We start from the raw sequence: 20,158 nt of genomic DNA, 5'->3' as shown, positions 1-20,158 counted from the left end.
CAAATCAAACTTCTAGCATAATATAAATGGCTCCCTTCCATTTAATTGATGGGAGCCATCGTAAAGAACTATTAGTTTACATAACATTTTTATCGTTAATTAAATTTATCTACACACCGCGTTTATTTCCCCAAATATAAGTATGCAGCTGTGGAAGCACCTTGACATCATTTAGATTAAAGTCAGCTACTACTTTATCAATAAGCCATGAATACTTGTCGATCAAGCGATTTACTAGCCTGCCTTGATCAGGCGAAGTGATATCATCATTCCCTACTTGCAGATAAAAAGGAACTTGAGGATACCTCTGATGCAAATTCTTGGCATAAATGTAATCTTCATCATTAAAAATGACCACTTTTAAGCTGATTTGCTGTGATTTCAGCTTGTCAATGATGTCATCGAGAATATATAAATTAGTAGTCATTTTCGAGCTTGGCGGTTTTGGTGAAATGGTCAGTTCATCGATTTGATAGAACCAATCCTGCCATTTACTTCCTTGCGTTTCAAGACTAATTTTTATAGAATTTTTCTTTAACAAATCAATTAATCCATTTAGGTTTTTCAGTAGCGCCGGATTTCCTCCAGAAATGGTAACAAACGAAAATCTGTCCTCCCCTAATTGTTTTAGCTCTGTCCATATCTCTTCTGCTGTCATCTGTTTAATTAAATCTTTTCCAGACCCATCCCATGTAAAAGCAGAATCACACCAAGAACAGGAATAATCACAGCCAGCTGTTCTGACAAACATTGTTTTCTGGCCAATTACCATCCCTTCTCCTTGAATGGTAGGACCAAAAATTTCGATAACTGGAATCTTACTCAAATTCCATCCACTCCCTTCTTGCTTCCGCATAGCTAGTAGGAGTTTCATATAAACGAACAAATTCTACTCTTGGATTACCGCTGTACTCACGTTTTTCTAGGCTCTCCTGCATTTTTTCATATATCCAAACGACCATATTTTCTGCCGTCGTATTCATCGGAGGCAGAGTTTCATTCAAGTAGCGATGATCTAAAAAGATTTCAATTTCTTTTTTCCAAATATCCTTAATATCTCCAAAATCGATTAATAGACCACGGTGATCGACAAATCCGCTTATGCCAAAAATCACTTTATACGTGTGGCCATGTAGATTTTTACACTTTCCCTCATAATCATGTAAATGATGAGCAGAATCGAAAGTGAATTCTTTGCTGACAAGAACACGCTTTTGATGGTATTTTAATTGCTCTCTTAATATATCAATATCTATTTTTTGGAGTTTATCTACAATTCGAAATCCGTACATCGATTAAAACCCCTTTCTAATAGATAAGTATTCTTCTAAACCGTTCTTTCTAAGCTGACATGCCGGACATTCTCCACACCCATCAGCAACGACTCCATTATAGCATGTGAATGTTTTTTCACGGACAAAATCAAATGCTCCAAGTTCGTCTGCAAGCTTCCATGTTTCAGCTTTATTTAGCCACATTAACGGTGTATGAATAACAAATCGTTCATCCATTGAAAGATTTAATGTAACATTTAATGACTTAATAAAAATATCACGGCAATCAGGGTAACCACTAAAGTCAGTTTCACAAACACCTGTAATGATATGCTTAGCTCCGACCTGACTCGCTAAAACACCTGCAAAAGAAATGAATAATAGGTTTCGACCAGGAACAAAGGTTGAAGGTAGCTCTCCATTTTCACCATCCATTACCTGGATCTCCTGTCGTGTTAATGCATTTGGGGCAAGCTGATTTAATAAACTCATATCTAGTACATAGTGTTTGACACCAAGTTCCTCCGCTATGGATTGGGCACATTGAATTTCTATAGCATGACGCTGATTATAGTCAAATGTGACCGCCACTACTTCTTTAAAACGTTCCAATGCCCAGAATAAACATGTTGTACTATCCTGACCGCCGCTAAACACGACAACCGCTTTTTCATTTTTCATCTTGCATACTCCTTTATAAAAAGGAAAAAACAGTTCCACTAAGAAAGCAGAACTGTTTTTCCTTAGTTTTTTTGAGAGGGTAGCTAGAACCTCTACCGCGTTAGCGGATTTTTTAATTTAATTGTATTTCATTATACCATAACTTCTTAAAAAATTTCGTTTTGTAATTATTTGTTACTCGATTCTAATTTTTCAATAAAACGTTTCATCCGTTTTATTGCTTCTTGAAGCTGTTCCAATGATGTTGCATAGGAACAACGAATATGTCCTTCGCCGCTTGGCCCAAAAACATTACCAGGAACAACAGCTACTCCCTCTTCTAGCAACAGTCTTTCAGCAAATTCCTCTGAGCTTAGTCCTGTTGATTCTATAGATGGAAAGGCATAAAAAGCGCCGCCTGGAATATGGCAAGTCAAGCCAATTTCATTAAAGGACTGCACAATATAATTTCTTCTTCTCCGGTAGCTTTTGACCATATCCTCTACATCTGGTCTGCCATTTCGCAATGCCTCGATGGCTGCAAATTGCGCCATCGTTGGAGCACACATAATTGCATATTGATGGATTTTTAACAAGGCTTGTGTGATTTCTTCAGGTGCACAAACAAAGCCTAATCGCCAACCAGTCATGGCAAACCCTTTTGAAAAGCCGGAAATCAAAATCGTTCTCTCCTGCATCCCTTTTATAAATGCTAAACTTGTATATTCCTCATCATAGACTAGCTCAGCATAGATTTCATCAGCAATGACAAGAATATCGTATTTTTCAGCGATTGTTGCGATTTCCTCCAGCTCTTTTCTATTTAGCATCGAGCCTGTTGGATTATTTGGAGAACAAAGCATAATTGCTTTTGTATTTTTCGTCATAGCCTCCTCTAGCTGTGATGGTAATATTTTAAAGTCATTTTCCTTTAACGTCTGAACCGGTACAGGAATACCGCCTGCCATTTCCACCATTGGTGAATAGGAAACGAAACAAGGTTCGACAATAATTACTTCATCCCCTGGATCAAGTATTGCTCTCATCGCAATATCAATAGCCTGACTCGCTCCAACAGTGACAATTATTTCTGATTGAGGGGAATAAGAAACTTTAAATTGCCTTTTCATATAAGAGGCAATTTCTTCTCTCAGCTCCATAAAGCCAGCATTTGCAGAATAGGATGTATAACCTTGTTCTAATGAAAGAATAGCTGACTCTCTTACCGACCAAGGAGTGACAAAATCAGGTTCACCAACTCCTAAGGAAATAACCCCTTCCATACCGGCAGCTAAGTCAAAGAACTTGCGGATTCCTGAAGGCTTTAGTTCTTGAGCTTTTTTAGATAAGTAAGTTTTGTTCAATGTTTTCATTATGGAGACACCACAATTCTTTTGTCTTCATCATTACCGGATTCAAAAATCGTCCCATCATGCTTGTACTTCTTCAAAATAAAATGAGTCGTTGTAGAGATAACGGAATCAAGGGTTGAAAGCTTTTGTGAAACAAACCGGGCTACCTCATTCATCGATTTACCTTCAATTTCAACCGATAAATCATAAGCACCAGACATTAGATATACTGACTTTACTTCATTGTAGCGATAAATTCTTTCGGCTATATCATCAAAGCCTACCCCCCGTTTTGGTGTAACTTTGACATCAATCATGGCTGTTAAGCCTGCGTGCCCTTCAACCTTTGCCCAGTCTATCACAGAGGTATATTTTAATATGACCTTTTCATCCTCTAGTTTCTTGATCGCCTCTTCTGTTTCAGCTAAGCTTAGATCAATCATTTTTGCTAGATCCTCTGTTTTAACTCGAGCATCCTTTTCTAAAATCTCGACGATTTCTAAATCCTTTTCAGTTAATTTCATTGATGTGCCTCCAATGTTCTAAAAAATATTCATATTATAACAAATCAAAAAGTATTTAAAAAGTCTTTCGATTAAGAATATTACTATATACACAGGAAATTTATATATATTTACTTAAATAGATAGTGTGCCCAATATAGGTTAGAAATTTGACATTACTTCAAATCCGTGATAAATTTATCTCGAATTAAAGATATTTTTATTCGAAGCATTTATTTTTGTACTTGAGATACACTGATAATTCTATACTTGGGAGGAATATAAATGAATGAACTTAAAGGTGTCCACCATGTCACTGCAATCACAAGCAGCGCAGAAAGGATATATGACTTTTTCACATATGTTTTAGGAGTTCGACTTGTTAAGAAAACTGTCAATCAAGATGATATTAAAACCTATCACCTATTTTTTGCTGATGACACTGGCAGTCCTGGAACTGACATGACGTTCTTTGATTTTCCGGGGATTCCCAAAGGGGTTCATGGAACAAACGAAATCTCAAAAACATCCTTTCGTGTTCCAAGTGATGCTGCGCTAAATTATTGGGTCAAACGATTTGACCGTCTTGAGGTAAAGCACTCAGGCGTTACAGAACAATTTGGAAAAAAGACACTTTCTTTCGTTGATTTTGATGAGCAACATTATCAATTAATTTCAGATGAACATAATAATGGCGTTGCATCGGGAACTCCTTGGCAAAAGGGACCGATCCCTTTAGAATATGCTATTACTGGTTTAGGACCGATCTTTGTGCGAATTGCAAACTTTGCATATTTTAAAGAAATGCTCGAAAAAGTGCTTTTATTTAGAGAAATTGCTCAAGAAGATGCTTTTCATCTATTTGAAACTGGTGAAGGAGGAAATGGTGCCCAAGTGATAGTTGAAGACAATCCAGATCTTCCTCAAGCTCAGCAAGGCTTCGGAACTGTGCATCATGCTGCGTTCAGAGTAAATGATAGAGCAGAATTGGAAGAATGGGATAAACGAGTTAGAAACTTCCGAATTCCTACATCAGGATTTGTTGACCGTTTCTTCTTCGGATCATTATATTCAAGGGTTGCTCCACAAATATTATTTGAATACGCTACAGATGGCCCAGGATTTATGGGAGACGAACCGTATGAAACACTTGGAGAAAAATTATCACTGCCGCCTTTTCTGGAATCAAAGCGTGAGCAAATCGAAAAATTAGTGCGTCCAATAGATACAGAAAGAAGTTCAAAAGAAATAAAAAAAGAATATGAATAACTATTCCATTAACACCTGCATGTTTCACTTATTAAATGCGGGTGTTTTTCTTTTCTGCTTAGCAAATGCTGCCTATGAAAGAGAAAAGCTTACATATAATTATTTTTGAGAAGCAACCTATTCGTATAGGAGGTGCTACCTTGACGAATCCAAAAAAGCCAGGCAGCAAAAAACTACCGGACTTCAATAAACTGACTGATCGAATCATTGCTGAAACAAGAACATCTGGACCAAGCTTGGTTATTAAAACAAACCTAGACCCGCAAGATTCAACTATCGATAATCCCTACTTCGAAAATAAAAAGCTTACGGATACGGATGAATTCAGAGATTTCTTTGAAGATGATTCAATTAAGTAAAAGAGCCGGTAGTATTTTATCGGCTCTTCCCTTTTATTAATCAAAATTCCCGATTTGAAAAAGGTAAAAATAGTTTAATTCCTTTCTTGTTGAATGGAAGCAGCTTCAAATCGGCTAATAAATGACTAATATACCCTAAAAGACAGGCTATAAATATCCCATTCATCTTCATTGATACTTCCAACTGATAGGAAATATAGCTGAACGCAAGGATTCCGATAAGTGAATGCGTATAGCTTCTATGAGGAACGAAGGAAGCAGCAATAATAAAAATCCCTAACATCCATAACCAATTTTCACGTAAATAAAATCCCCCAAGGAATAAACCAATACCTGTAATGGTGAGCATCCTCCTTTGTTTAATAAACGAAGAAAGGAAGAAGAAGATAAGTCCAATAGCAATACCTGTCCACTTATAAATTCCTGCACCAAAAAAATAACTAATCAAAACGAATAGAACTGAAATACACTGGACTATTGATTTAATAAGCTTATGAGAGATCGTAATTTTATTACTAAGTTTTCCATCAATGTCGACATCAGGCATTAAACCTGAAATAGCTCCTAATCCTACTAAAATAATTGTTCCAGTTGGATCTGTCTGCAGCACGTTAGCTGTTATAAACCCCGCTCCTGCCCCGATGACTGTATGTGCTGTACCGTTCAATTGCTTCCACCTATCTCTAATTATTGTAATTATACCAAAACAGAACATTCGTTCTCGATATGATTATACTTATTATTTTTACAAACTTCAAGGATAAATAAAAAAGAGATTCTTTCTGGTTTACTCTCCAAAAAGAACCTCCTATATGAACACTTAAGCCATAATATTATAGCCGGCATCTACATACACAATTTCACCTGTTACACCTCTTGAAAGGTGACTCATAAGTGCTAATGTCATATCGCCAACCTCTTCTTGTGTAACATTTCTTTGAAGTGGTGATGTTTCTTCAATTTTATGCAGAATTTGATTAAATGATGGAATTCCCTTCGCAGCGAGTGTTCGAATAGCACCCGCAGAAATAGCATTCACACGAATATTATCTTTTCCTAAGTCTAAAGCCAAATATTTCACAGATGCTTCAAGTGATGCTTTAGCGATTCCCATTACGTTATATCCAGGTGCAACACGTTCTGCGCCTAGGTATGACATCGCAATGATGGAACCCCCTTCAGTCATGAAAGGTTTTGCTTCACGTGCAACCGCAATCAATGAATATGCACTAGTATCTTGAGCAAATGCATAGCCGCTTCTAGAAGTATCGATAAAATCTCCCTTTAGGTCTTCTGCATGTGCAAATGCAAGGGAATGTACAACGCCATGGATTGTGCCTGCAGTTTCCCCAATTTTCTTAAATGCTTCTGTCACGCTTTCATCACTATTTACATCGCATTGGATAATTAATTTAGCTTCAAGATTGTTATCACTCAGCATTTTTGTCAGCTTTGCAAGAGAACGTTCCTTTCGATAAGTAAAAATAATGTTCGCTCCTGCTTGAAAAAGAGATTTTGCCACTCCCCAAGCTATACTGCGTTCATTTGCTACGCCCATTACTACAATATTCTTGCCCTGTAATTTAAGTAAATCTTCCATATTAGCCTCCAAAACCTATATATTGAGTTCATACAAATCTGGTAGCAAATCATAGTATCTGCTCCTAATTATTGATTATATCATAATCTTTTTCATATAATTATGCAAAGTTTTATCACTACATTGATATCGCAAATAAAAAAAGAGTGAATAGAAAATTCACTCTAGATTCATCATTTATTTATTGATTGGCCGCTCTAATGTTAATATCTCTTCTTCTAAAGCTGAATATTGTTGCTCTAATACATGTTTTGCATCTAAGACAGCGGCATTATAAAAATGAGGAGCTAACGATTCTTTAATAAAAAACAGAAATCTTTCTGCCGCAAATTCCGAAATTTCCTCGTCCCTCTCATGTAAAAAAAATTCTTGAATATCTGAAATCATTAATTGCTGCTGGTCTTTTGTCAGTTTAATAAACAAATTGAACACTCCTTCGTACATCTCATAGTGTAACCATACATGTATATAACATTAAAAGACAGACTATATTTTTTAAAATAAATATGTACAAAAACATTTTAGTTTGGTTACAAACAGCCTATATTAAAGGTTCCAATCCTTCTACTAGGATTCAATTACAGCTTCCTGTAAAATAAAATTATTGATTAAATAATCAAATAATTGATTGAATTAATTTTTAGATAACATCCAGGAGGAAATCAAAATGTCTGAACCAATGATAAAAAGTGCTCCCCAAATGTCAGCCGATAAAATATGGACCAAGGATTTTACTCTTATATTATTGGCCAATTTCTTTATTTTTCTTTGTTTTCAAATGACTGTACCCACCATTCCATTGTTTGTTAAAGAGCTTGGGGGAAACGACCAGCTAGTTGGTCTAGTCGTTGGGATCTTCACATTCTCTTCCCTCCTCCTTAGACCTCATGCGGGACAAACAATCGAAACAAAAGGCAGACGCTTTGTCTATTTGCTAGGACTTGTATTATTTGTCGTCTCAATCGCCTCATTTGGATTTGTAAAGAGTTTACTATTTTTATTTTTTCTAAGAATTGTTCAAGGAGTTGGCTGGGGATATTCGACAACCGCCTCAGGAACAATTATCACGGATATCATCCCGCCAAAAAGACGAGGAGAAGGAATGGGGATTTATGGTCTATCAAGTAGCCTGGCATTGGCACTCGGTCCAACATTAGGTCTAGCATTCGTTGGTTTTTTAACATTTCCGCAGATTTTTCTTGTATGTGCAGTCCTTGGTTTCGTTGCTTTCTTCTTATCATTAAACATCCATTATCGAAAAATGGAGACAAATTCCGCACAGCTTGGAAAACGGGGAATTTATGAGAAAAGTGCATTGCCGCCTTCTATCCTTCTGTTTTTCATCACTCTTACATTTGGTGGCATTTCCTCTTTTCTTCCGATTTATTCGCAGGAAAAAGGAATTGATGGGATCCTCATGTATTTCTTCTTGTATGCAATTGCATTAATGGTTTCACGCCCTTTTACAGGGAAACTATATGATCGAAAAGGACATAAGGCAGTCTTTATCCCAGGGGCACTTTTAATCATCATCTCAATGAGTTTGCTAGCGTGGCTGCCCAATAGTTTGACCCTTTACATAGCAGCTGTTTTGTATGGATTTGGTTTTGGTACGGTACAGCCTGCCTTGCAAGCTTGGTCGGTTAAGGATGTACCCAGTCATAGAAGAGGAATGGCCAATGCGACCTTTTTAACCTTTTTTGATCTCGGAGTAGGAATCGGTGCAATTCTATTTGGACAAATCGCCTACTGGTTTGGCTACAGCACCATTTATGTTATTGCTGGCATATCTGTTCTGTTGTCTGTTGGTATTTACCTTGGAATGATTTGGAGGAATAAAATAACTATATAAATAATGACAAAACGCAGGGTTTATATCCTGTGTTTTGTCATTAATTCAAAGCTTAGTTGTTTATAGAAACCTATTATTGTTTTCATAGTTGATTAAAGATCCTTATCATCTGTGTATATTTTTAGTTTCCCTAATATTAATATTAAAGGGAATACAACTAATGAAAATCTGAGAATGAGAATATCAAAAATGAAACTTATTAGAATAATAGGAATGGCAATCAAACAAGTTAAGGATGCGAATTTGGTGTAGCGGATGACTTCATTGGATAGCTCTGGTTCCTCTTTAAACATCCACATTCTCCCAAACAATATACTATCTTCAGTGCATAAATAAGACCAAATTAATAAACCATAAATAGGAATTATAAAAATAAATATCAAAATGGTTTCAGCCATATAGCTCACTCTTTCTTTCATGTTTTCTAATAAAAATTCTTATTAAATAATACGTAAAGTAATCAAAATGGTTTCAATTTAATCAACCCAATGGATTTTAGTTATTTAATAACTCTTGACCATGAATTAAAAAATAATCTCTACTTTTTAAATTTCATCTTAGTAAAAATGATAATAATTCTGCATCCCTGAATATGTATCGTTCACTTTTTTAATAATCATTTGCATTTCTTTAGGTAATATTGACAACCCCCCATTGACCAGCTAATGATACTAGGCTCAAGTTAATCCCCCACATTTTATATTTACTTTAATTCTACTTTTTATCTGTTATCAAAAACACTATTGAATTAATAATTAGCGATCCCCTATTACAACTCTATCCTTATAAGGTAAAATATGTTATTTTAATATTATCATTTAATTATAGAATCAGGAGAGTGTTTAATGAGCAATGTAGAAATTAGGAGTTTTAAAAAAGAGGATATGCCTCTTTTGGGGAATTTTTATCGCACAATGACATCTCAAGAACCAACCGTATTTTGGTGGGTAGGAGACGAAGGAAATTGGAAGGATGTAATTTGTGCTTTTAAAGATGGAAAAATGATTGCTAAAGGTCAAATTCAAGTCATTAGTGTCATTCCATCAGGACGTTCAAATGATAGCAAGCACTCCATTTATATTAATTTAAAAGCCTTACCGAATACAGATACAGCGATATTAAATCAAATTTACGAAAGATTGTACAATATAGCGCTACTTTTAAAGGAAACATTGCCAAATGAGTATGAAACGCTGCTATGTGTAGGGAACTTTCAAAACGAAGTCGAAAATAACCTTTTCTTCACTAAAGAAAAAGGGTTTAACCATTTAAATACTTTATATTCGATGAAAAGAGATTTAGAAAGAGAGATAAATGAAACAACAACAATTAGGGACTATCAACTTTTCCACTGGAATATGGAATCTCCTAACGAAGAACAAGAATACTTAAAAGTCGAAGCAGAAATATGGCCTGAAGCCGCTCTTGGTTTAAATAGACTTCGAGAGTATAAAAGTAACGAATTTTGGACTTCTATTAATGTAAGAGAAAATGGAACAATCGTCGGGAATGCAATGGCTTGGAAAGAACTAGAAGGCGATAATGAAATCGGAATAATTGAAGATGTATTTGTAAGGGAAAATTGGAGAAAACAAGGCATCGCTAAACATATCCTTACAAAATCCATGCTTTATTTAAAAGAAAAAGGTTTGACTGTAGCAAAGTTACAGGTAGAAACTACCAATGAAAAAGCTCTAAACTTATACAAATCTGTTGGTTTCGAGGTAGAAACTGAAGAACTTCGATTTTTTACTATTCTTAAATAAAAAATTAGATTAGTTTCTTTAAAGAACGCTTTTTTGGCGTTCTTTTTTCATTGTGCTGATTATAAAATATACATTTCCAAACTTTATAAAAATATAAATTTTGTTATTTTAATGGGTTAGCAAATGTTCGATATATGCTTAAAATTCTAGGTTATAACGCGAATACTCATATATATTTAACATAATCGACATTTTTATGAATATAGTTTAAAAGACGAAAGGAGAGGTTGTGGATGGCTCCTGTAACAAGGCCTGCTCAGTTCAATATTCATATTAATATAATTAAAGTGAATTCATTTGAAAATGCATCTGCCATTAATGTCGGTAATAATTTATTAGCAGAATGGCACAATTCTGATAAGAAAAATATGGGTCTCGGACAAAATATGGGTGATGGAAGCAATTTCTTTGGAACGAATAGTATGGTAGACGATCGAGATCAAATCGACTCTGCTGCTTCTTTTGAATCAGAATGGTTACCAATGCCTGATATTAAACCATAAAGGAGAAGGGAAATGTTTTTTAAACCGACAAGTATTCAGATTGATTCATTTAAGGTCAATAATCTAGATCATTTAGGTGCTATTTCTTTTGGCTCTACACAGAAAATAGGGAGAAATGTGAATGGCAAAAAAACGCAAGGATTCGGCCAGCAGCACGGGGATAACACTATTCGCGCTTTTAATTGGCATTATGTTCTCGATGAAGATATTTCGGACCAGGCATCCGTTAAAATTAATAAGTAACATCATAATTTTGATGCATCAATATTTTTTGGGGAGGAGTTCATATGTATTTTGCACCAGTTACAATCAATATGATTGTTTTTAAAATCAACGCGATCGACCATTCAGCCGTTGTTAATATGGGTCCCAGCCAACATATTGATGTATTTGTCTCCTATAAAAGAAGTCAAGGTATCGGGGAACAAAATGGGGATTTTTCTCCAATGCTTCTTACCAACTCTATTGTGGCAGATAGCGATTTTAGTGATAGTCCTTCTGCAAAGTATAGTTTTATTTAAGGGACAGGTTTTTTAAATAAAGATAATTAGGTAGGTGGTAAAATGTTTTCTTTTTCACCTGTAGTTATGAATGTTTTAGCAATTAAGGTTAACGCAGTAGATAACGAATCGGTTGTTATGACTGGATCTCTTCAAAATGTAGATCTGTTTCTCTCATATAAAAGAAACCAAGGAATTGGAGAAGTAAATGGCGATCTATGTCCACTTAATGTTCCAATCTCCTCTGTTGTAGACCCTGATGTTCTTGATAGCACGTCTGCCAAAACCAGTGTAATATAATTTCCAAAAGATATCAATATCAAAAATAACTGTTCCAATTACCGACCTCAATTAGACTTTTATTGAGGTCTTTATCTTTATATTCAAATAAACTCCGATTTCTAACTATCTGAAATAATCATATTCTCTCCCCTCTTATCCAACGCAAGTCAATGCGTATTTATTTGAATAGGTAGGTAATTATTCAAGCATTTACCCAATTTAAAAACAAGGCTTTTCCAATAAGAACAGGCTTCTAGTTTTTTCAATAAAATGTTACTAACAAATTTCGTACATTTATTACACCAAAAGGAGCAGGTTGAAAATGGGAATCATTAACGGGGAAAACTTTATTGAACGGTTAGATAAAATGGAGAATGAAATTTGGTTAGATGGTGATAAAGTAAGCGGGAAAATTTCAGAACATCCTGCCTTTAAAGGGATCCTACAGTCAAAAGCTTCCCTTTATGATTTACAAAATGATCCTAGCATTATAGATGAAATGACTTTCATTTTACCTAATAAAAACGAGCCTATTGGACTTTCATATTTACAGCCAAAGTCAAAGGCAGATTTAAAGAGAAGGAGAAAAATGATTCAGCATTGGGCTAAAAGTACCCATGGAATGCTGGGAAGAAGTCCAGATTATATGAATACTGCTCTCATGAGCTTTGCCTCTTCTGCGTCTATTTTACAAGGTAGAGAAAATTCCTTTCCTGAAAATATCGTATCCCTTTATGAAAGAGCAATGGAGCAAGATCTCTCGTTTACACATACATTCATTACTCCACAAATAAATCGTTCTCAGCATTATTTCGGATCCACTTCGGATCCAATATCTGCTAGGGTTATTGATACAAACGAAAAAGGAATAGTCATTATGGGTGCCCGCCTTCTAGCTACTCAAGGCGGTTTAACTGATGAATTAATAATCATTTCTTCCCCAAGTTTATTATTCTCTGAAAAAGAAGATGCGTTCGCCTTTTCTATCCCTTCTAATACAAAGGGATTAAAATTCATTTGCAGAGAGTCTTTTGTTGGAGGAGATTCTCTATTTAATCATCCTCTTAGTTCAAGATATGAGGAAATGGATTCTATTGTCGTGTTTGACAATGTAATTGTGCCATGGGATCGAGTGTTTTTTTATAATAATATTGAGGTTGCAGCCGACTTTTTGAATTATGGTTCCTTTCAAAACTTTGCATACCATCAAGTCGTTACAAGACAAATTGTAAAAACTGAATTTATCTTAGGAGTTGCTGAACTTATTGTCGAGACAATTAATGTTGGTGAGTATGGGCATATTCAAGAAAAGCTTTCCGAAATCATAATTGGTCTTGAAACGATGAAGGCGCTGCTAGAGAAGTCCGAAAATGATGCAGAAACTGATCAGTTTGGCATTATGCGTCCCAGCATAATACCGTTACATGTTGCCAGTGTCATCTTTCCAAAAATTTATCCCCGCTTCTGCGAAATTATCCAACTTATTGGGGCCAGCGGGATGGTTTCATTACCTACACAAAAAGACTTTGATTCTGATATTAAGTCAGATTTAGAAAGATATCTTCAAGGAACAAGCAAGATTGCTGAGGATCGGGTTAAAATTTTTCGTTTGGCTTGGGATCTCACAATGAGTTCATTTGGTACAAGAGAGACTCAATATGAAAGATACTTTTTCGGTGATCCAGTTCGCTTAGCAAGTGGCTTATATAGAAACTATAAAAAAGATAAATATGTTGAAGAGATTAACAGATTTTTAAACCTAAATAATTAGGAATGCATTCTTACTTTGGTTAAGATGAATTATTGTTTGATTTAAAAATTAATATTCCCTAATAAGAAACAGGCGCTTCTACAAATTATAGAAAAACGCCTGTTTCATTGTTCACTTCATTCAGATTTTAACATTTTTATCTGTAAATCTTAATAATGGGAGTGGTATGGATAGTAATGGTGGTGATATGGGTAATGGTGATGGTATGGATAGCCCCATCCATATCCTGGAGCGCCAAACCCCATTCCAGGACCATAGCCAAAACCTGAACCCGGACCACCAAAACCTAACCCAGGAGCATAACCAAACCCTGAACCTGGACCTCCTAAACCTAGACCCGGTGCATAACCAAAACCTGAACCTGGACCTCCTAAACCCATACCTGGATAAATTCTCTCATCAATGGCATAATACATACGCTATCTTCCTCCCCATTTCTTTTTACACTAGAGCATATGCATAATTGGGATAAATTCTTGGGTTTATGTCCTGAATTTTTAATTTTTTTTATGACATTCGCGGATAAATTTTGGATTGATCAACAAATTTTCAGGTTTTGAATTGTGTACAACTGCTTAAGGACAAAAATGTTTCCTACTCCCCTCTTACATCAAGCTCAATTCTTTTACTAAAAGAATATACATCCCACAATTATTCAAAAACCAAAATAGAAAAAAGCTATCCCCTTAGTTTTAAGTAGTTCGGTTTTTGTGGAGAAACATTGTAAATAGCATATGGTTGCATACATATTAGCACAGTAAATAGCATCTATATTTTCGTAGGTATTACAATGATTTTAATGAAAATAAACGCAAAACATTATAGCAAATAAACCCTTAATTGCATCTTGACAATAGCAGTAGTAGTCATCATTGGCATTAGGGTGATATTTTATTGTTGTTATTTTGCTTTTCAATTTCTCTCTTATTTTGAGAAAAATACTTTTATGGTAAAATATAGTTTATTAAATTCTTCAACCAACGGACAGTTTGTTTAAGAAGGTGGTTAGTGTTTCTCATCTGGTTGATAAAATGCTGCTATTTCCGCATCTAGGATTAATAGGGCCTGTTCTTATCAGTTTGGGAACCAGGTTAAGCCCCAATCTGATAAATAGACGGAAAAATTCCTCCTAATTAAAAATTTTAAAAAATTAAGCTTAAATAGGCGGAGAAATTCCGCCTATTTACTCAAAAATTGAAAAAACGGGGGATTTTTCTTTGAATTAACGGAAAAGTTCCCCTTATTTACCCCAAAACGAGCTCTATTCTGCATTTAACGGGAAAATTTCCGCTTATTTTGCTGGTTACTAATTAAGGACAAGACATTGTATATAAAAAGTCAGGGACGTTCTTTAGCATAAATAGATTTTCCCCCTTCAACAAATAGGAGCTTTAATTAAATAAGCAACATTTCCCCTTAAAGTGAAAAAAGCTTGGAGTTTTTCAAGCTTTTTTGTGTGCTATTTACAATGTTAATTTGTATTGTTAATTCGTATGTTATTTAACTTGTAATTTTGGGTCTTCACCACGTTATCGGACCTACTTACCTTGGTTTTAACAGGTTTTAGCTTTTCTCATAAAAAGTTAAATTTTTTTCACTCTAATTGGGCTTACCATTAAGATTGCAAGGATTAAAGTAATCCAGGCATTACTATATGAAAATAGCCCCATCCCTGCCAAAGGCAGTCCTGCCGCTGGAATAGGCAACCCTTTAAAATAACCAATAGTTGGTTTAACACTAAATTTCGCTAAACGTAATGCTCCCATTATTGGAAATAGAATAAAAGCAAGTGATGTAAAAATGGATGGTACTGCAATTGAATGAAATAAAAGTGCAGGCGCAACTCCAAAACTAACTATATCCGCCAATGAATCCAATTCAACGCCAAATTCACTATTCACCTTTAATTTCCTCGCAATCCTGCCATCTAGAAGATCAAAGACAGCTGATAAGAATATAAAAATGGATGCTGCTTCTAAGAAACCACTCATATTAAAAGTAATTGAAAGCACCCCGCATAATAAATTTCCAATCGTAAATAAATTAGGAACAACTTTCACTATTTGATTGAACAAGGCAGCACCTCCTAATGTGAACTAATACTCTTCACTCAAATAGCATTTTCTATTTGTTCTTCACTTATTCTTAAATTTACCATGTAGTTATAAATTTCATTCCTTATAATACGCATTTTAATGCCGATAATGATAAAATCATGTATACTAGCAGTATTTCTTGTACACCAAATATAACTTTAGTATTAATTCTACCTAGAAAGCAGCTGATAGATATGATGAAATTTCGATTAAGAGATGGAAATGAAGTAACGATAATAGAAGCAACCAAAGAATATGCCCAACGGATGATCGATTTCTATAATGTTGTTGGAGGGGAAACTGATTTTCTTTCATTTGGGAAAGATGAATTTAAGCGAAATGCAGAAGAGTATCAAGAGTATATTGAAACTACAAGGCTGGAACAGAACTCTATCATATTACTGGCAACCATTGATGATGAAATAATAAGCATAGCATCCATCACCTCTAGCCAGAAGGTAAGAATGAAACATGTTGGAACATTAGGGATCGTTGTTAGTAAGCAATTTATAGGGCAAGGTTTAGGTACGGAAATGATGGTGCGTTTGATCCAATGGGCTGCCTCTAATGGCATAACGAACAAAATTAGTTTAGTAACGAGAGAAGATAATATTCATGCTATTGAACTGTACGAAAAACTTGGATTTGAAAAGGAAGGCCTTATTAAAAAAGATAATCTAATTAATGGGGTTTATTACAATACGTATATAATGGGATTGTTTCTATGAAGAGTATCCTAATCTGTTAGGGTCTCTTCTACAAGGATCAATATTTAATTCTTTTGCACTCAAAATATAAAGCCGATATAAGAAATAATCTTGAATCGTCATAAGGACATATTATTTAGGATCGCTTGTATGATTCTCTGATGGAAAAAGAATAGTTACTGTTGTTCCTACACCTTTCGAACTTTGAAAATCAATTGTGCCTTTATATTTAGCTGCAATATTATAGCAAATCATCATTCCTAATCCAGTCCCTTTACTTTTTAAAGAGTAAAAAGGGGTGCCTAAAGACCCAACTTCTTCTTCTGACATTCCTTTTCCATAATCAATTATTTTAATCTCAACAAAATCATTCTTTATATCAGCATTTATTTTAACCAAATCACCATTGCCAGAAGCCTCGATGGCGTTTTTAATAATATTGATTAATAATTGTTTAAATTCTATGTGGTTTGCGGCGATAAAGCAATTATCTGTCACATTTAATTCAATATTATTATCATGCAATAGTACATATGATTGAAGTAAATCTCCGTATCTGGATATAAAATGAAAAGCGTATAAAAGTAAACGGCCCCTACTGTCATTATGATTATTCTAAAAGCATGGGTTACATATCTAGGATAAAGTAATAAACAAACAGATAGAATGACAACAAGTGCAATATGTGAGATAAAACCGCCCCAATGCTCACCATTAAGTGGTTTACTAAAAACTATCCCCATTATCATAATCGCAATGATAATTAACATTGTAATATAGTAAACTTTAATATTCTTTTGAGTATAAAATTCCTTTCATAAATACCTCTTTTATTATGATACATTAGAATTTTCGTATTTTATCTTAATATTCCCCTGTAAATTTCCTGTAAATATTTTATCATATAATGATGGTATACTATTACATCTTAATATAAAATTTAGTATAAGCTTCAATATCTTTCTGCTTATCAGCAGAGCAAAAATGTAATTGGTAATTACTCTCCCCTTCTCTGCGGTCATGGTAACCTCATTTAATCACATCAAAGATTTTAAATTATCGTTAATTCTCAGATGGCAAAATTGGACGAAATTTCACAGGAGAGGTCAGAACAATGGAAGTATAGATGTTTCCAAACGGCATCAATTTATCAACTAGTAAACGTAAGGAATCCATCCCAGTTACAGCTGCCTTGATAAAATAGCCAATATGCCCTGTTACTCGATGACATTCGATAATATCTTCATCTCCAGCAATGACCTCTTCAAATTCCTTCGCTGAAACTTTTAAGTCACTGATTTGAATGATTAAAAGTGTCCCTCTTCCTATCTTGGCTGGGGACACCCTAGCAGCGAATCCTTCGATAATCCCTTGTTCTTGCAACCGATGCAATCTCTCAGATACGCTTGGACGGCTCAATGATAACTTCTTTGACAATTCACTAACGGTCATTCGGGCATCTTCTTGTAAAAATTTCAGTAAATCAATATCAATGTTATCCATTTTTAATTACCTTTCTAAATGAAGTGTATTTAATTCAATTAAATTCATATTGTAAACTAAATACGTAAAACGCATTCATTATTGCATATATAACATGTAAAAATGATTGTATCATGTAAAAGGGAAATTTACATAGTGAATAAGGAGTACATCATGAAAAGAGGATTATTTATTGTATTAGGGTGTCTGATTACAAGTATTGGCGTAATTATTTTAAAACATGCTGGAATCATGACAGGAGGAACTGGTGGACTGTCATTGATATTAACTTATGCATCTGGTCTCCCTTTTGGGCTCGTGTTTTTCCTCGTTAATATTCCATTTTATATATTAGCTGTTACGTTAATGGGTTGGAATTTTACGATCACAACGATACTTTCTGTTACATTATTGTCTGTTATGACTGGAATTGACAACTGGCTGCCAACTTTTTCTGTCCCTACATTGGCTGGTGCTATATTGGGAGGTATTATCCTTGGATTCGGATTGTCTATCATGTTTATGAATCGTACTTCACTTGGCGGTTCGAACATCGTGACTTTAATCCTGCAGAAGAAGTTAAATTGGAATCCTGGAAAGATAAATTTCATATTAGAATTTGTCGTCGTGCTTTACGGATTTTATTCTATTGGGTTTATCAAAGGTATTCTATCTGTTCTTTCCATTATACTTACATCAAGTATCATTAGCATGTTTAAAAATAAAATCGAAGCTAGTTATCTAGCTGTTAAAAATAAAGAAATTAATCATTCAAACAAAAGAACAATGATGGCAAGTTAATATGATCCAATTGCATATATACGGACCTAAAAAGGTCCGTTTTTTAACTTGATTTATTCCAGCTATAATATTGAAATGTTAAACTTTCTCCATTCAAATAAAACGCTTCATCATCCTCATTTGTTTCTATCTGCTTAAATCCGTTTTTCACCAAAACCTTCTGAGACGCTGTGTTTATAGTCGTTGTCTTCGCTAAAATTTTTTTAATACCTTCGTTAACAGTAATATTTTCCAATAATAACTTTAATGCTGAACTCGCAATCCCTTTTCCAACATTCTCTTTACCTACTCGGTAACCTAAGTGACCTAGCATTTGGGATTTATCGATATCTACTAAGTTCATTCTTCCAAGAATTGAACCGTTCTTATTTTTAATTAAGTAAAAATACGATAATCCTTCTGCTTGTTCATCTAGTAATGATTTATGTTTTATTTTGAAAGTATCATAGTTATAATAATCATCTCCACGACTTGGTACCATTTTTTCAAAGTATTCGCGATTTTCAAGTTCAAATTCGAATAATTCTAATGCATCTTCATCTCGTAAACATTGAATTGTAATCTCCATATTATCACCGCCATATTGTTGTTTGCGCTTACATTATTGATTTAACCACATAAAAGTCTTTAACTTTAATACTTATTTGATATTTTATATAAAAACTGTTGTATTTTGTGTTAAAATCATACTGTTTGTACACTTCAATTTGCTAATAATACAGTGTATTAACCGAAGGAACTTAGAGGAGACATCAGAAGAAAATGACATGGGAAGTACTTAGTATGATTGGCACAATTGCATTTGCAGTTAGCGGAGCAATTGTTGCAATGGAAGAAGAATATGATATTTTAGGAGTTTATATTTTAGGCATTGTAACTGCCTTTGGAGGCGGGGCCATTCGGAATTTGTTAATTGGCGTCCCCGTTTCGACATTATGGAGTCAGGGATTACTATTTCAAATTGCATTATTATCAATAACAGCGGTTTTTCTATTCCCAACGAACCTAATAAAACATTGGCAGAAGTGGGGTAATATGTTTGATGCAATTGGTTTGTCAGCCTTTGCAATACAAGGTGCCATATATGCTTCAAAGATGGGACACCCGCTTAGTGCTGTAATCGTTGCAGCTGTCCTTACCGGAATTGGCGGAGGAATTATTCGCGACCTGCTTGCTGGTAGAAAACCAATAGTTCTAAGGTCAGAGATTTACGCGGTTTGGGCCATCCTAGCAGGCGTCATAATTGGATTAAAAATAGCTATTGCCCCTTGGCAATTATATACCCTGTTTGTAATCGTTACAGGCTTGCGTATTCTCTCATATACTTTTGATTGGAAACTGCCCGTAAAAAGGCTAAGAACACATTAATAAAAATCGACGG

Annotated in this window: 26 protein-coding genes and 1 riboswitch; of the genes, 12 read left to right on the top strand and 14 right to left on the bottom strand. The window is 34.7% G+C overall.

All coding sequences use genetic code 11. The annotated features are described in order from the left end of the window. Nucleotides 1–109: 109 nt before the first annotated feature. The 5 genes from queE to H0173_RS07090 all read right to left on the bottom strand — a co-directional run bounded on the left by queE (nucleotide 110) and on the right by H0173_RS07090 (nucleotide 3,810). A complete protein-coding gene (gene queE / locus H0173_RS07110) occupies nucleotides 110–826 on the bottom strand; it encodes a 7-carboxy-7-deazaguanine synthase QueE (RefSeq protein ID WP_221845631.1) in 717 nt (238 codons plus the stop codon). Beyond that, entirely contained in the window at nucleotides 819–1,292 is a 474-nt protein-coding gene (queD, locus tag H0173_RS07105) for a 6-carboxytetrahydropterin synthase QueD (protein ID WP_221845630.1), read from the bottom strand. Before queD ends, queE begins: the two co-directional genes overlap by 8 nt. Nucleotides 1,293–1,295: 3 nt before the next feature. Continuing rightward, complete coding sequence (queC, locus tag H0173_RS07100) at nucleotides 1,296–1,955, bottom strand: 7-cyano-7-deazaguanine synthase QueC (RefSeq protein WP_221845629.1); 660 nt, start codon at nucleotides 1,953–1,955, stop codon at nucleotides 1,296–1,298. A gap of 56 nt (nucleotides 1,956–2,011) precedes the next feature. Further along, a riboswitch (PreQ1 riboswitch) is annotated at nucleotides 2,012–2,054 on the bottom strand. A 68-nt stretch (nucleotides 2,055–2,122) separates the two neighbouring features. After that, a complete protein-coding gene (locus tag H0173_RS07095; protein ID WP_221845628.1) occupies nucleotides 2,123–3,307 on the bottom strand; it encodes an aminotransferase in 1,185 nt (394 codons plus the stop codon). Further along, nucleotides 3,307–3,810, bottom strand: a complete 504-nt coding sequence (locus tag H0173_RS07090) for an Lrp/AsnC family transcriptional regulator (protein ID WP_221845627.1) — start codon at nucleotides 3,808–3,810, stop codon at nucleotides 3,307–3,309. The genes H0173_RS07095 and H0173_RS07090 overlap by 1 nt, the downstream gene beginning before the upstream one ends. A gap of 264 nt (nucleotides 3,811–4,074) precedes the next feature. Between H0173_RS07090 and H0173_RS07085 the strand changes: the two genes are divergently transcribed. Together H0173_RS07085 and H0173_RS07080 are read left to right on the top strand one after the other, a co-directional pair. Then, nucleotides 4,075–5,058 carry a ring-cleaving dioxygenase gene (locus tag H0173_RS07085; protein WP_221845626.1) on the top strand — a complete coding sequence of 328 codons (984 nt, stop codon included), beginning with the start codon at nucleotides 4,075–4,077 and terminating at the stop codon, nucleotides 5,056–5,058. 140 nt (nucleotides 5,059–5,198) lie between these two features. Further along, nucleotides 5,199–5,417: a hypothetical protein gene (locus H0173_RS07080; RefSeq protein ID WP_221845625.1), complete on the top strand. Its 219-nt coding sequence runs from the start codon at nucleotides 5,199–5,201 to the stop codon at nucleotides 5,415–5,417. A gap of 40 nt (nucleotides 5,418–5,457) precedes the next feature. Here H0173_RS07080 and H0173_RS07075 read toward each other — a convergent pair whose 3' ends face one another. The 3 genes from H0173_RS07075 to H0173_RS07065 all read right to left on the bottom strand — a co-directional run bounded on the left by H0173_RS07075 (nucleotide 5,458) and on the right by H0173_RS07065 (nucleotide 7,440). Beyond that, nucleotides 5,458–6,084, bottom strand: a complete 627-nt coding sequence (locus H0173_RS07075; protein ID WP_221845624.1) for a metal-dependent hydrolase — start codon at nucleotides 6,082–6,084, stop codon at nucleotides 5,458–5,460. 153 nt (nucleotides 6,085–6,237) lie between these two features. Then, complete coding sequence (fabI, locus tag H0173_RS07070; RefSeq protein WP_221845623.1) at nucleotides 6,238–7,017, bottom strand: enoyl-ACP reductase FabI; 780 nt, start codon at nucleotides 7,015–7,017, stop codon at nucleotides 6,238–6,240. 177 nt (nucleotides 7,018–7,194) lie between these two features. Then, nucleotides 7,195–7,440, bottom strand: a complete 246-nt coding sequence (locus H0173_RS07065) for a DUF2164 domain-containing protein (protein WP_221845622.1) — start codon at nucleotides 7,438–7,440, stop codon at nucleotides 7,195–7,197. Between the two features lie 244 nt (nucleotides 7,441–7,684). On the opposite strand from H0173_RS07065, the gene H0173_RS07060 reads away from it, so the two are divergent. After that, nucleotides 7,685–8,869 carry an MFS transporter gene (locus H0173_RS07060; protein ID WP_221845621.1) on the top strand — a complete coding sequence of 395 codons (1,185 nt, stop codon included), beginning with the start codon at nucleotides 7,685–7,687 and terminating at the stop codon, nucleotides 8,867–8,869. Nucleotides 8,870–8,961: 92 nt separating this feature from the next. Here H0173_RS07060 and H0173_RS07055 read toward each other — a convergent pair whose 3' ends face one another. Then, nucleotides 8,962–9,162 (bottom strand): hypothetical protein, encoded by a 201-nt coding sequence (locus H0173_RS07055; protein ID WP_221845620.1) that lies wholly within the window; start codon nucleotides 9,160–9,162, stop codon nucleotides 8,962–8,964. 552 nt (nucleotides 9,163–9,714) lie between these two features. Here H0173_RS07055 and H0173_RS07050 point away from each other — a divergent pair. The 6 genes from H0173_RS07050 to hpaB all read left to right on the top strand — a co-directional run bounded on the left by H0173_RS07050 (nucleotide 9,715) and on the right by hpaB (nucleotide 13,691). After that, on the top strand, nucleotides 9,715–10,635 hold the full coding sequence (locus H0173_RS07050; protein WP_260631067.1) for a GNAT family N-acetyltransferase: 921 nt from the start codon (nucleotides 9,715–9,717) through the stop codon (nucleotides 10,633–10,635). A gap of 233 nt (nucleotides 10,636–10,868) precedes the next feature. Continuing rightward, nucleotides 10,869–11,138: a hypothetical protein gene (locus H0173_RS07045; RefSeq protein ID WP_221845619.1), complete on the top strand. Its 270-nt coding sequence runs from the start codon at nucleotides 10,869–10,871 to the stop codon at nucleotides 11,136–11,138. Between the two features lie 12 nt (nucleotides 11,139–11,150). Beyond that, nucleotides 11,151–11,381, top strand: a complete 231-nt coding sequence (locus tag H0173_RS07040; RefSeq protein ID WP_221845618.1) for a hypothetical protein — start codon at nucleotides 11,151–11,153, stop codon at nucleotides 11,379–11,381. 44 nt (nucleotides 11,382–11,425) lie between these two features. After that, entirely contained in the window at nucleotides 11,426–11,659 is a 234-nt protein-coding gene (locus H0173_RS07035; RefSeq protein WP_221845617.1) for a hypothetical protein, read from the top strand. A 42-nt stretch (nucleotides 11,660–11,701) separates the two neighbouring features. Then, nucleotides 11,702–11,938 carry a hypothetical protein gene (locus tag H0173_RS07030; RefSeq protein WP_221845616.1) on the top strand — a complete coding sequence of 79 codons (237 nt, stop codon included), beginning with the start codon at nucleotides 11,702–11,704 and terminating at the stop codon, nucleotides 11,936–11,938. Between the two features lie 304 nt (nucleotides 11,939–12,242). Then, nucleotides 12,243–13,691 (top strand): 4-hydroxyphenylacetate 3-monooxygenase, oxygenase component, encoded by a 1,449-nt coding sequence (gene hpaB, locus H0173_RS07025; protein WP_221845615.1) that lies wholly within the window; start codon nucleotides 12,243–12,245, stop codon nucleotides 13,689–13,691. 149 nt (nucleotides 13,692–13,840) lie between these two features. Here the strand turns inward: hpaB and H0173_RS07020 are convergent, their stop codons facing one another. Continuing rightward, on the bottom strand, nucleotides 13,841–14,107 hold the full coding sequence (locus H0173_RS07020; RefSeq protein WP_260631066.1) for a spore coat protein: 267 nt from the start codon (nucleotides 14,105–14,107) through the stop codon (nucleotides 13,841–13,843). 1,167 nt (nucleotides 14,108–15,274) lie between these two features. Beyond that, nucleotides 15,275–15,766 (bottom strand): CDP-diacylglycerol--serine O-phosphatidyltransferase, encoded by a 492-nt coding sequence (pssA, locus tag H0173_RS07015; protein ID WP_221845614.1) that lies wholly within the window; start codon nucleotides 15,764–15,766, stop codon nucleotides 15,275–15,277. A gap of 215 nt (nucleotides 15,767–15,981) precedes the next feature. Here pssA and H0173_RS07010 point away from each other — a divergent pair, with 215 nt between their 5' ends. Then, nucleotides 15,982–16,515, top strand: coding sequence for a GNAT family N-acetyltransferase (locus H0173_RS07010; RefSeq protein ID WP_260631065.1), 534 nt, complete (start codon nucleotides 15,982–15,984; stop codon nucleotides 16,513–16,515). 111 nt (nucleotides 16,516–16,626) lie between these two features. Here the strand turns inward: H0173_RS07010 and H0173_RS22205 are convergent, their stop codons facing one another. Beyond that, a complete protein-coding gene (locus H0173_RS22205) occupies nucleotides 16,627–17,019 on the bottom strand; it encodes a sensor histidine kinase (protein ID WP_260631064.1) in 393 nt (130 codons plus the stop codon). Nucleotides 17,020–17,556: 537 nt separating this feature from the next. Beyond that, nucleotides 17,557–17,997 (bottom strand): Lrp/AsnC family transcriptional regulator, encoded by a 441-nt coding sequence (locus H0173_RS07000; RefSeq protein ID WP_221845613.1) that lies wholly within the window; start codon nucleotides 17,995–17,997, stop codon nucleotides 17,557–17,559. A gap of 153 nt (nucleotides 17,998–18,150) precedes the next feature. Between H0173_RS07000 and H0173_RS06995 the strand changes: the two genes are divergently transcribed. After that, nucleotides 18,151–18,777: a YitT family protein gene (locus H0173_RS06995; RefSeq protein ID WP_221845612.1), complete on the top strand. Its 627-nt coding sequence runs from the start codon at nucleotides 18,151–18,153 to the stop codon at nucleotides 18,775–18,777. 43 nt (nucleotides 18,778–18,820) lie between these two features. On the opposite strand, the gene H0173_RS06990 is transcribed toward H0173_RS06995, so the two are convergent. Beyond that, a complete protein-coding gene (locus H0173_RS06990; RefSeq protein WP_221845611.1) occupies nucleotides 18,821–19,345 on the bottom strand; it encodes a GNAT family N-acetyltransferase in 525 nt (174 codons plus the stop codon). Between the two features lie 194 nt (nucleotides 19,346–19,539). On the opposite strand from H0173_RS06990, the gene H0173_RS06985 reads away from it, so the two are divergent. Further along, nucleotides 19,540–20,145 carry a trimeric intracellular cation channel family protein gene (locus tag H0173_RS06985; protein WP_221845610.1) on the top strand — a complete coding sequence of 202 codons (606 nt, stop codon included), beginning with the start codon at nucleotides 19,540–19,542 and terminating at the stop codon, nucleotides 20,143–20,145. Nucleotides 20,146–20,158: the final 13 nt, after the last annotated feature.

Source organism: Bacillus sp. S/N-304-OC-R1, from assembly GCF_019749375.1.
Classification (GTDB): Bacteria; Bacillota; Bacilli; order Bacillales; family Cytobacillaceae; genus Cytobacillus.
Note: the sequence above shows the minus strand (reverse complement) of the source record. Positions and strands in the feature narration are given on the sequence as shown.

Excerpts from the sequence above, each read along its gene's own strand:
- H0173_RS07040 (WP_221845618.1), top strand. The coding sequence starts at position 11,151 with ATGTTTTTTAAACCGACAAGTATTCAGATTGATTCATTTAAGGTCAAT.
- H0173_RS07055 (WP_221845620.1), bottom strand. The coding sequence starts at position 9,162 with ATGTTTAAAGAGGAACCAGAGCTATCCAATGAAGTCATCCGCTACACC.
- queD (WP_221845630.1), bottom strand. The coding sequence starts at position 1,292 with ATGTACGGATTTCGAATTGTAGATAAACTCCAAAAAATAGATATTGAT.
- queC (WP_221845629.1), bottom strand. The coding sequence starts at position 1,955 with ATGAAAAATGAAAAAGCGGTTGTCGTGTTTAGCGGCGGTCAGGATAGT.
- hpaB (WP_221845615.1), top strand. The coding sequence starts at position 12,243 with ATGGGAATCATTAACGGGGAAAACTTTATTGAACGGTTAGATAAAATG.
- H0173_RS07020 (WP_260631066.1), bottom strand. The coding sequence starts at position 14,107 with ATGTATTATGCCATTGATGAGAGAATTTATCCAGGTATGGGTTTAGGA.
- fabI (WP_221845623.1), bottom strand. The coding sequence starts at position 7,017 with ATGGAAGATTTACTTAAATTACAGGGCAAGAATATTGTAGTAATGGGC.
- H0173_RS06985 (WP_221845610.1), top strand. The coding sequence starts at position 19,540 with ATGACATGGGAAGTACTTAGTATGATTGGCACAATTGCATTTGCAGTT.
- H0173_RS07090 (WP_221845627.1), bottom strand. The coding sequence starts at position 3,810 with ATGAAATTAACTGAAAAGGATTTAGAAATCGTCGAGATTTTAGAAAAG.
- H0173_RS07030 (WP_221845616.1), top strand. The coding sequence starts at position 11,702 with ATGTTTTCTTTTTCACCTGTAGTTATGAATGTTTTAGCAATTAAGGTT.
- H0173_RS07050 (WP_260631067.1), top strand. The coding sequence starts at position 9,715 with ATGAGCAATGTAGAAATTAGGAGTTTTAAAAAAGAGGATATGCCTCTT.
- H0173_RS07060 (WP_221845621.1), top strand. The coding sequence starts at position 7,685 with ATGTCTGAACCAATGATAAAAAGTGCTCCCCAAATGTCAGCCGATAAA.
- H0173_RS07085 (WP_221845626.1), top strand. The coding sequence starts at position 4,075 with ATGAATGAACTTAAAGGTGTCCACCATGTCACTGCAATCACAAGCAGC.
- H0173_RS07000 (WP_221845613.1), bottom strand. The coding sequence starts at position 17,997 with ATGGATAACATTGATATTGATTTACTGAAATTTTTACAAGAAGATGCC.
- H0173_RS07035 (WP_221845617.1), top strand. The coding sequence starts at position 11,426 with ATGTATTTTGCACCAGTTACAATCAATATGATTGTTTTTAAAATCAAC.
- H0173_RS07010 (WP_260631065.1), top strand. The coding sequence starts at position 15,982 with ATGATGAAATTTCGATTAAGAGATGGAAATGAAGTAACGATAATAGAA.
- H0173_RS07045 (WP_221845619.1), top strand. The coding sequence starts at position 10,869 with ATGGCTCCTGTAACAAGGCCTGCTCAGTTCAATATTCATATTAATATA.
- H0173_RS07095 (WP_221845628.1), bottom strand. The coding sequence starts at position 3,307 with ATGAAAACATTGAACAAAACTTACTTATCTAAAAAAGCTCAAGAACTA.
- H0173_RS06990 (WP_221845611.1), bottom strand. The coding sequence starts at position 19,345 with ATGGAGATTACAATTCAATGTTTACGAGATGAAGATGCATTAGAATTA.
- H0173_RS06995 (WP_221845612.1), top strand. The coding sequence starts at position 18,151 with ATGAAAAGAGGATTATTTATTGTATTAGGGTGTCTGATTACAAGTATT.